General features: G+C 72.7%; 8 protein-coding genes. 3 read left to right on the top strand and 5 right to left on the bottom strand.

From position 1 onward, the window contains the following. The 4 genes from gltB to RB150_11000 all read right to left on the bottom strand — a co-directional run. On the bottom strand, positions 1-4,354 hold a 4,354-nt coding region (gene gltB, locus RB150_10985), incomplete at its 3' end, for a glutamate synthase large subunit (protein MDQ7821058.1). A gap of 273 nt (positions 4,355-4,627) precedes the next feature. After that, positions 4,628-4,819 (bottom strand): hypothetical protein, encoded by a 192-nt coding sequence (locus tag RB150_10990; GenBank protein ID MDQ7821059.1) that lies wholly within the window; start codon positions 4,817-4,819, stop codon positions 4,628-4,630. Positions 4,820-4,918: 99 nt separating this feature from the next. Next, positions 4,919-5,323, bottom strand: a complete 405-nt coding sequence (locus RB150_10995; GenBank protein MDQ7821060.1) for a DUF488 domain-containing protein — start codon at positions 5,321-5,323, stop codon at positions 4,919-4,921. A 15-nt stretch (positions 5,324-5,338) separates the two neighbouring features. Then, positions 5,339-5,965, bottom strand: coding sequence for an ArsR family transcriptional regulator (locus RB150_11000; GenBank protein ID MDQ7821061.1), 627 nt, complete (start codon positions 5,963-5,965; stop codon positions 5,339-5,341). A gap of 611 nt (positions 5,966-6,576) precedes the next feature. Between RB150_11000 and RB150_11005 the strand changes: the two genes are divergently transcribed. The 3 genes from RB150_11005 to RB150_11015 all read left to right on the top strand — a co-directional run bounded on the left by RB150_11005 (position 6,577) and on the right by RB150_11015 (position 9,514). Further along, complete coding sequence (locus RB150_11005; GenBank protein MDQ7821062.1) at positions 6,577-6,945, top strand: cupredoxin domain-containing protein; 369 nt, start codon at positions 6,577-6,579, stop codon at positions 6,943-6,945. A 63-nt stretch (positions 6,946-7,008) separates the two neighbouring features. After that, positions 7,009-8,193 (top strand): FAD-dependent oxidoreductase, encoded by a 1,185-nt coding sequence (locus tag RB150_11010; protein ID MDQ7821063.1) that lies wholly within the window; start codon positions 7,009-7,011, stop codon positions 8,191-8,193. A 4-nt stretch (positions 8,194-8,197) separates the two neighbouring features. After that, positions 8,198-9,514 carry a hypothetical protein gene (locus tag RB150_11015; GenBank protein ID MDQ7821064.1) on the top strand — a complete coding sequence of 439 codons (1,317 nt, stop codon included), beginning with the start codon at positions 8,198-8,200 and terminating at the stop codon, positions 9,512-9,514. On the opposite strand, the gene RB150_11020 is transcribed toward RB150_11015, so the two are convergent. Further along, positions 9,412-10,095 (bottom strand): transposase, encoded by a 684-nt coding sequence (locus tag RB150_11020; GenBank protein ID MDQ7821065.1) that lies wholly within the window; start codon positions 10,093-10,095, stop codon positions 9,412-9,414. The genes RB150_11015 and RB150_11020 overlap by 103 nt on opposite strands. Positions 10,096-10,320 lie beyond the last annotated feature (225 nt).

Here is a 10,320-nt window from a genome sequence, read left to right on the forward strand (position 1 = left end):
GGGGCGTCACCTTCCAGATGTGCGGGGCGCACACGTCCCACCGCCGCAGGATCTGCTCGGCCCGGCGGCTGCCCGTCAGCCGGGCGTGTTCGGCCAGCAGCCTGAGGACCAGCGCCTCGTCGTCGGGATCTTCCAGGCGCGCCCAGGTCACGTGCTCGGGGTTGCAGCGCGCGGGCAGGACGCCCGCCTCGTCCAGCACGTAGGCGACCCCGCCGGTCATCCCCGCGGCGAAGTTGCGTCCGACCTCGCCCAGGACCACGACGATTCCGCCGGTCATGTACTCGCAGCCGTGGTCTCCCACCCCTTCCACCACGACCACCGCCCCGCTGTTGCGCACGGCACAGCGCTCGCCCGCCCGGCCGGCGGCGAACAGCCGTCCCCCGGTGGCACCGTAGAGGACGGTGTTCCCCATGATGACGCTGTGCTCGGAGGGGAGGGGGAATCCCGCCGGCGGGCGGATGATGATCTCCCCGCCGGCCATCCCCTTGCCCACGTAGTCGTTGGCTTCCCCCTCCAGGATCAGGGTGACCCCCGGCACCAGGAACGCGCCGAAGCTCTGGCCGGCGCTGCCCCGAAACCGCAGGGTGATCGTCCCCGCTGCCACGCCGTCGTCCCCGTACCGCTCCGCCAGCGCGCCAGCCAGCCGGGCGCCCACCGCGCGGTCGGCGGTGGTGATGGGATAGGTGAGGTCCACCGTCCGGCCCTGTTCCAGGGCGGTGCTGATGTCAGCCAGGATCTGGCGGTCCAGCCGGCTGTCGGGCCGGGGGACGGTCATCGCCACGGCACGGCGTGGTCGGTCGCCGGCGGGATCGGGATCGGTCAGGAGGAACCTCAGGTCCACCGTCCGGGCCCGCGGGTGGTCCACCGGGCGGGGGCGCAGCAGGTCCACCCGCCCGATCACCTCCTCCAGGGATCGGACACCCAGACGGGCCAGCCACCGGCGCACGTCCTCGGCGACGCCCCGCAGGTAGGCGACCACCATCTCGGGGGTCCCCGAAAAGCGGCGGCGCAGGTCCTCCCGCTGGGTGGCGATGCCGACCGGGCACGTGTTGAGATGGCACTGGCGCGCCATCACGCACCCCAGGGCCACCACCGCCGCCGTCCCGAAGCCGAACTCGTCGGCTCCCAGGCACGCGGCGACCACGACATCCCGCCCGACCTTCAACCCGCCGTCCACCCGCAGCCGCACCCGCGCCCGCAGGTCGTTGCGGACCAGGACCTGCTGCACCTCCGCCAGCCCCAGTTCCCAGGGCACGCCGGCGTTCTTGATGGAGTCCAGGGGCGAGGCCCCGGTGCCGCCGTCGTGGCCGCTGATCTGGATGGTGTCGGCGCCGGCCTTGGCGACGCCCGCGGCGATGGCCCCCACCCCCGCTGACGCCACCAGTTTCACCGCCACCCGGGCGCGGGGGTGGACGGCCCGCAGGTCGTAGATGAGCTGGGCGAGGTCCTCGATGCTGTAGATGTCGTGGTGGGGGGGTGGCGAAATCAGGGTGATGCCCGGCTGGGCCCGGCGGATGCGGGCAATCTCCGCGGACACCTTGTGGCCGGGCAGCTGGCCGCCCTCGCCGGGCTTGCTGCCCTGGGCCATCTTGATCTCCAGTTCGTCGGCCGACAGGATGTAGGCCGGCGTCACCCCGAAGCGCGCCGAGGCGATCTGCTTGATGCGGCTGTTCGCCTCGGTGCCGTAGCGTCGGGGATCCTCCCCGCCTTCCCCGCAGTTGTTGCGGGCTCCCACGCGGTTGGCGGCGATGGCCAGAGCTTCGTGGGCCTCCCGGCTCAGGGCCCCGAAGGACATGGCCGAGATGACGAAGCGGCGCAGGATGGCCTCGGCCGGCTCCACCTCCTCCAGGGGGATGGGAGACCGGGGGACCGGCTCCAGCAAATCGCGCAGCGCCGTGGGCGGACGGGAGGTCACTAGGCCGTCCAGGGCGGCGCGGGCGGCGTCGGTGCCTTCGCGGGCGGCCCGGTGGGCGGCCTTCACCACGTAGGGGTTGAAGGCGTGGTACTCGCCACCCCGCCGGAAGCGGACCAGGCCCGGGTCCGGCAGCGGCCCCGCGGGGTCGGCCCACGCCGCCCGGTGGCGCTCCAGGACGTCGGCGGCGATCTCCTCCAGCCCGATCCCTTGTAGGCGCGAGGGCGTCCCGCTGAAGTAGGTCTCCACCACGCCCCGGCACAGGCCCACGGCCTCGAAGACTTGCGCGCCGCAGTAGCCGCTGACGGTGCTGATCCCCATCTTGGACATCACCTTCAGCAGCCCGGCCTCCAGGGCCGCGCGGTAGGCCGCCCACCGCTCGGCCACCGGGCCCGGCAGCTCGGGGTCGGCCGCCAGCGTCTGCAGGGCGAGGATCGGGCACACGGCGCTGGCGCCGTAGCCCACCAGACACGCCAGGTGGTGGACCTCCCGCGCCTCGGCGGTCTCGACCAGGATGGCGGTCTGCATCCGCAGCCCCCTCCGGATCAGCCCGTGGTGCACGGCGCCCACCGCCAGCAGCATCGGGATCGGCGCCCATCCGGCAGCGATGTCTCCATCCCGCAGCAAGACCAGCTCGCCGGCCGCCGCAGCCTGGGCGGCGGCGTCGTCCAGTTCCGCCAGCGCGTCCCGCAGTCCCTGGACCCCCCGATCGGCGGGAAAGCGCGCCAGCAGCGGCCGCACCCGGTAGGGGCCGTGCTCGCAGATCCACCGCAGCTCGTCGGGCAGGAGCACGGGCGAGGGCAGGCGCAGGAGGCGCGCGTGTTCGGGCGTCTCCTCCAGCAGCGACGGCCGCGGGCCCACCAGGACCGCCAGGGACATGACGGCCCGCTCCCGCAGGGGGTCGATCGGCGGGTTGGTCACCTGGGCGAAGCGCTGCTTGAAGTAGTGATAGAGCAGGCGCGGCCGCTGCGCCAGGACCGCCGGCGGCGTGTCGTCGCCCATGGAGAAGACCGGGTCCTTCCGCTCGCGGACCATCGGGCGCAGGATACGCTCCACCTCTTCGGCGGTGTACCCGAAGGCGCGCTGGCGGACGGGCAGCGGCACCCCGTCGGTTCCCGGCACCTCCGCACGCCCCGCCGGCCGCGCGGGCAGGCTGACCAGGTGGCGGCGTACCCACTCGCCATACGGCTGACGGCGCGCCAGCCCGGCCTTGACGTCGGGATCGCGCGTCACCTGAGCGCGGGCGGTGTCGACCACCAGCATCTGCCCCGGACCCAGGCGCCCTTTCTCCGCCACTTCCTCGGGAGGGATGTCCAGGACGCCGGCCTCGGATGCCAGGATCACCCGGCCGTCGCGCGTCACCAGGTATCGGGCCGGGCGCAGGCCGTTGCGGTCCAGGGCGCCCCCCACCACCGTCCCGTCGGAAAATGCCAGGGCGGCCGGGCCATCCCAGGGTTCGGTGAGACAGGCGTGGTACGCATAGAACGCCCGCACGGCCGGATCCACGCCGGGCGCGTCTTCCCAGGCCTGGGGGACCAACATCGCCAGGACGTGGGGCAGGCGGCGGCCGGACAGCGCCAGCAGTTCGGCGACATTGTCCAGCATCGCGCTGTCGCTCCCCCCCTCCTGCACCACCGGGCGCAGGTCGTCGAGGACCTCGTCCCACAGGGCCGAGCGCAGAGAGGCCTCCCGGGCGCGCATCCACAGCACGTTGCCCGTCAGCGTGTTGATCTCGCCGTTATGGGCCAGCAGCCGGAACGGCTGGGCCAGGCGCCAGCTGGGAAAGGTGTTGGTGCTGTAGCGCTGGTGGAAGACGGCCAGGGCCGTGGCGTAGGCGGGATCGGTCAGGTCCGGGTAGAAGCGGGGCAGCGCCGGCGAGGACAGCAGGGCCTTGTACACCATGGTCCGGCCCGACAGGGAGGCGATGTACAGGTCGAGGCCGGCCTGCTGCGCGCACCGCTCGATCCGCCGCCGGCACAGGTACAGGACGCGTTCGAAAGCGTCCGGGTCCAGGCCCGCCGGCCGCGCCACCACCACCTGGGCGATCTCCGGCCGCGTGCCGCGGGCGTGGTCCCCCAGCGCGTCCGGGTCTGTGGGGACTGCACGCCAGCCGACGACGGGCAGGCCGCCGGCGGCCAGGGTCTGTTCCACCAGCGCGCGTGCCCGGCCGAGGTCGCGCCGGGGCAGGAAGACCATCCCGGCGGCCACGCGGTCCGGGGGCAGGCTGAAGGCCAGGTCCCGGCGCAGCAGTTCGTAGGGCAGCTGGGTCAGGACCCCGGCGCCGTCCCCGGTGCGCCCGTCGGCGCTCACCGCCCCCCGGTGGCGAAGGTGGGCGACGGCGGCCAGGGCCTGGGCGAGGATGGCGTGGCTGCGGCGGCCGGCCACGTCGGCGACAAACCCCACCCCGCAGGCGTCTCGCTCGATGTCGATGCCGTCGTCCACCGCGGCCTCCCGCCCAGGACATCGAAGCCCGAGGGGACGATCCCCCGCCGGAAGGCACGCCTTCCGGACCGAGGAACCTCCCCCTCGGGCTTCTCTCCCGACGGTGTAGCCGGGCGGATCGCCGGCCTGCGCCGCTAGAACCAGGCCCGCGCCCGATAGGCGCGGCGGAACCCTAGGCGCACTTCCTCAGCGGCCTCACCCCACCGCCCGCAGGCGGCAGAGTTGCCTTCTCAATTAGCAGAAACCGCCGGCCCTGTCAAGGACTGTCGAGGGCTACGAGCGTGGCGCAGGCTGGCGGACGCCGGCAGGATTGGTACGCCCCTCCGGCGAGGTCCCCGCAGTCTCCGCAAGCGGACGGCTGCGCAGGCACTCCACGCACAGCCACTTGGTCCCCCGGCCGAACCACTGGCATTTGACCAGGACCGTCTGGGTGTCGGGCAGGCCGCACACGTGGCACTTGCTCACCGGGCGCCCTCCCGGACCTGCGGATCGGATTGTCGTCCCGGCACCGACGTCCTCGAGGTGGGGAAGTGCCCTCCTTGTAGCACAGGCGTCGCGGGACTGTCAACGGTCAGAACGCCCGGCGGAGGCCCCGCGCCGTCCCCTCCGCCGCGGACCAGCCGTCAGCCGCCCCAGCAGGTACGCCCGCAGCGCCACGGCGTTGTTGTGCTCGGTGTCCCGGGCCGAGAACAGCAGGGTAATCGGGCCTTCCCGCGCCGCCGACGCCAGGGGCGCCCAGGCCTCGGGGCGGGCGTCGAGCTCGGCGTGGTAGCGGCGGACGAACTCGTCCCACCGGCGAGGGTCGTGGCCGAACCAGCGCCGCAGAGCGTCGCTGGGTGCGACATCCTTCAGCCACCCGTCGATTCGCAGCGCGGCGGCGCTGAGGCCCCGCGGCCACAGGCGGTCCACCAGAAACCGCTTCCCGTCGGCCAAAGACGGGGGGTCGTAGACGCGCTTGAGGCCGATCACCGGAGCCACGACACCCTACCTGCCGGCAGCACCCGGCGGGGCTGCCAGGCGGTACTCCGAGTAGGGGTCGCCCAGCCGCATGCACCGGGTCCTCTCCAGGCACGTGCCGAACAGCGCCTCCAGCCACCGGTGCACCATGGCGCACACCTCCGCATCCTGCACGGCCAGCCGCATCAGGGGGCAGTTGTGCTCCCTCAGCACGTACTCCCCGTTGCGCCGCTGCATCTGCGGCAGAAATCCCCGCTCGGCCAACACCTGCAGGGCGCGCTCCACGCGCTGGACCCCGGTCGCCCCTTCCACCCGAGGCAGGTCGCGGGCGATCCACCGGTCTCCGATCCGGCGCAGCGCCTCCGTCAGTCCGTCGGGCGCGACAGACCGCAGCTCCCCCAGCAGCGCGGCGGCAAACTCCTCGTAGGATTTGGTGAACAGGCCGTCGGCGGCCGGCGTGAGAGTGTACACCACCCGCGGGCGCCTGCGCCCGGGCTGCAGACCCGCCCGGGTCACGTAACCCTCGGCCTGGAGCGCCGCCAAATGGCTCACGACCGCCGTGCGGGTGAGGTCGAGGTGGCGGGCCAGATCTCCCACGGTGAGCCCCCCGTGCACCCGCAGCAGCTCCACGATCCGGCGGCGCGTCTGATGCATCACCTAAAATCTTACACCCGCCTCTCGATTTAGGGCAATAGAAACAAATAAAGCAAGATATATTGACAAATAATCTCGGTCATGATAGCCTGCGCAGAGAGGTCGGCCCCCCGCTGGCCCGGGTGGAGATGGAAGATCAGGCCGTCCCATCACACAGGCCCGCGCGAGGTGTGCGCGCCGCTGCAGTATGGGCGGGCCTGGCCCTGGTCGTCTTCGGGGGGCTGGGGGCGGCGATCGACGAGGCCATGGCGTTCCGGCAGGCTGGTCATCCGTCGGGGCACCTGTCCACCGCCCCCTCCGGACGCGCGCGCCACCGGGCGCACCTGGTGATCTTTGGAGGGATGCTCGTCGCCCTTGGGGGAGTCGTCGCGGACTCCCGGGCCGGGCGTCGGCCGGCGACGCCCCCGCCCGGGCCACACTCGCCATCCACGGGGAGGGAGAGCCGATGCCGTTTGGAGGGTTCCTCAACGCCATTCCGCCAGCAGTCTTCCTGCTGATTCACATCGTCCTGTTCGTCCCACACCCTGGCTGAGGTGCTGGACGCCCTGGCCTTCATCGCGATCTTCACCGCCGTCAGCCAGAAGATGCTGGCGGCCCGGAGGGCATAGCCCGTGGGGAGGCGGCGCACGCGCGCGGCGGGGGGAACGGCGGGGGTCCTGGCGGCCCTCGCCCTGGTCCTGGCGGCCGGGTGCGCCCGGGGCGGGAGCGCTGCGCCCGTGGCCGCCACCCGCGTGGAGATGCCGCCCAGCTACCGGTTTGAGCCTGCCGTGATCACCGTGCGGCCCGGCAGCACGGTGACCTGGCACAACGCCGATAACTTCACCCACTCGGTGGCTGTCCTGGGGGGCGGTTTCCCCTTCCTGAACCTGCGCCCCGGCCAGTCGGCACGCCTCACCTTCTCCCGGCCGGGGGTGTACGATTACGTCTGCACGTATCACGCGCAGGACATGAAGGGCAGGGTCATCGTGACCGGCCCCTGAGCCGTTGACGAGACCCGCCGCCTCGGCCAGGATGAAGACCAGATCCCGCCCGGGAGGTCTCTCATGCCGCACTACCGCTACCTGATCATCGGCGCCGGCATGGCCGGCGACGCAGCCGTGAGGGGAATCCGCGAGGTCGACGCCTCGGGAACCATCGGTGTCCTGGGCGCGGAACCCCACCCGCCGTACAACCGCCCACCCCTGTCCAAGGGCCTGTGGAAGGGGCAGCCCGAAGAGCAGATCTGGCGCGACACCGCCGCTCTGGGCGCCGAGCTCCACCTGGGGCGTCGGGCGGTGCGGATCGACAAGGCCGGGCACCTGGTGGTGGATGACCGGGGCGCGACCTACACCTACGAGAAGCTGCTGCTGGCCACCGGTGGACAGCCCCGGCGCCTGCCCCTGGACCCCGCCGGCGAGCATGTCATCTACTTCCGGACTTACGATGACTACCGCCGGCTGCGGGAGCGGGCGACCCCCGGAACCCGGTTCGCCGTCGTCGGCGGCGGGTTCATCGGCTCGGAGATCGCCGCCGCCCTGGCCCTGCAGGGTGTTCAGGTCATCATGCTGTTCCCCGAAGAGGGCATCGGGGCCCGCCTGTTCCCCCCGGGGCTCAGCCGGTTTCTCAACGACTACTACCGCGAGCGGGGAGTGGAGGTGCGGGCGGGAGAACTGGCCGCGGGCCTGGAAGCCCGCGGCGGGCGGCTGGCCCTGCGCACCGATCGCGGGCAGGAGGTGGAGGTGGACGGGGTGGTGGCCGGCATCGGCATCCAGCCCAACGATCAGCTGGCCGCCGCCGCCACCCTGCGCACCGACGACGGGATTGTGGTGGACGACTACCTGCGCACCAGCGACCCCGACATCTACGCCGCCGGAGACGTGGCGCGCTTTTTCGCCCCCGCCCTGGGGTCCCGGATCCGGGTGGAGCACGAGGACAACGCCAACACCATGGGCCAGGCGGCCGGCCGCAACATGGCCGGACGCGCCGAGCCCTACCACCACCTCCCGTTCTTCTACTCGGACCTGTTTGACCTGGGCTACGAAGCCGTCGGAGACGTGGACGCGCGCCTGCAGGTGGTGGAGGACTGGAGAGAACCGTACCGGGAAGGCGTGGTGTACTACCTGCGGGAGGGTCGGGTGCGGGGCGTGCTGCTGTGGAACGTGTGGGAGCAGGTGGAGCACGCCCGGGCGCTGATCGCGACCGCGGGACCCCACCACCCGGAGTCGCTGCGCGGTCGCCTGCCCGTCTGACGCCATGTCCTCGGGTTCGGCCCGCCCGGCCTGGGCGCAGCCCGACCGTCCCCACCTCACCCGCTCGGGCCTGTTCCTGCTGGCCGCCGTCCTGGGGTTTCCGGTGGTGGCCGCCCTGGTCGCCTTCGCCGCTCCGCGCCTGGCCGCCCTGCAGGTGCGGTCTCCCGCCGTCCTCGCCGCCAACCACCTCGTCACCCTGGGGTGGGGGACGATGATCGCCCTGGGGGCCCTGCACCAGCTGCTGCCGGCCGCCGCCGGCGTCCGGCGGGACCCGGGACGGGATGTCGTCATCCAGTTCGCCGCGTACCTGGGCGGGGTGGCGGCGCTGGCCGTGGGGTTTGGCGCGCGGCTGACCGGCGTTCTGATCGCCGGTGGGGTGCTGGTGGTGCTGTCGGCGGGATACACGTTGATCGTGGCGGCCGCGGTGGTGAGAAGGCGGTCCCGGTGGCCCGCCGGGCTGGACCTGCTGGTGGCGGCGACGGCGTGCCTGGGCCTGGTGACGGTGTGGGGGCTGCTGCTGGCGGCCAACTGGCGCCTGGCGGTCTGGCCGCGCCTGCTGATCTCGGGGCTGCAGGTCCACCTGGCCCTGGGCCTGGTGGGGTGGTTCGGCCTGCTGATCGCGGGCGCGTCGTACTACCTGCTGCCGCGCTTTGCCGGGCTGAAGGAGTCACCCGTCCTGCGGTCGCGGGCGGTGCTGCTCGCGGGGGTGGCAGCCGTGGCCGGGCTCGCGGCGGGGGCGCTGGCGGGCGGAACCTTCACCCGGTGGGGCCTGATCGCCCTGGGGGTGGCGGCGCTGCTGTACGCGTGGGATGTGGCCGCCTTCCTGCGGCAGTGGACCAAGCCCGCTCCCGACATCACCCGCGCCCACTGGCGCGTGGTGGCGGCCGGCACGGCCGTGCTGGGGGCGGGCGTGCTGCTGGCGGCCGCCGGAGGACTGCCGGGCGACCGTGTCCGGTGGGCCGCGGCCGCCGTCGCCTGGTACCTGCTGGGGTGGGTGACCCTGGTCATCACCGGCCAGGCCTACAAGGTGACTCCGTTCCTCATGTGGTACTACCGGTTTGCCCTGGGCATGAGCGCCTACGACGTGCCGAGGCTGGAGGCTCCCTACTGGCCGCGGGCCGGGGCAGTTCCGCTCGTGCTGCTGACCGCCGGCAGCGTCCTGATCGCCGGGGCCACCCTCGCGGGGCATCCGGCCGCGGCCGCTGCCGGCGGAGCCGCTTACGCGGGCGGTGCCGCGGTGTTCTCGTACGTGCTGGGGTATTCCTGGCTGCCCGCGCTGTGGCGGGTTCGCCGCGCCGGACCGATCCCCGCTCCCCCATAGGGGCGTGGCCGGCCGGTTCCTCCCTTCGCCCCCGCTTCGGACAGACCGCCAGCCATCCACACCGCATAGGCGGCCTGCGCCCGCGCCCTGTCGGCGCTGAAGAACTCCAGCGCCGACGTACTCACCCAGGGAGCCTCCTCCTGTCCCAGGTAGATGCGGTGGCTGCTCCACGGATAGGCGTCCGGCGCGTCCACCAGCCCCGCCTCGACCGGATTGGCGTGGATGTACCGGATGGTGCTGAGGACGTCGGACTCGGAGGTGCACGGGCGCGACCAGAACCGGTCGCCGAACACGTGGCCGCCTCCGTAGTAGAGTCGGTTGATCCTCCGGGCGTGGCGGTGGAGGAGGGCGCGCATCACGGGGGACAGCGGACGCTCCCCCACCTGGACCAGCAGGTGCAGGTGGTTGGTCATCAGACAGTAGGCGTGCACCCGGGCGCCGTGCTGCCCACACAGGTCCTGCAGGTCTCTCAGAAACGCCCGGTAGTCGCCCTCGTCCATGAAGATCGGACTGCCCCGGTTCCCTCGCGCGGTCACGTGCACCACGGCGTGAACGATGACGCCCCTCGGACGCCTGGCCATGCCGAACCTCCCGGAAGCGAGATCGACCCCGAGGCTATCAGCTCCCGGGCCACGCGTCCATGGCCCGAACCGGCCATCGGCCCCAGACCCATCAGGCGGGGACAGTCCCTATCTGCAGGAGGGGACTGTCCCCGCGCCCCGGCGGGTGACAGGCACCATCTCGCGGTGGGGACAGTCCCCTCAGCGGACGCCCCGCGACGCCTGCACCTAGTCGGGCTGCCGCTC

This window comes from Armatimonadota bacterium (genome assembly GCA_031081675.1).
Classification (GTDB): Bacteria; Sysuimicrobiota; Sysuimicrobiia; order Sysuimicrobiales; family Kaftiobacteriaceae; genus Calidihabitans; species Calidihabitans tengchongensis.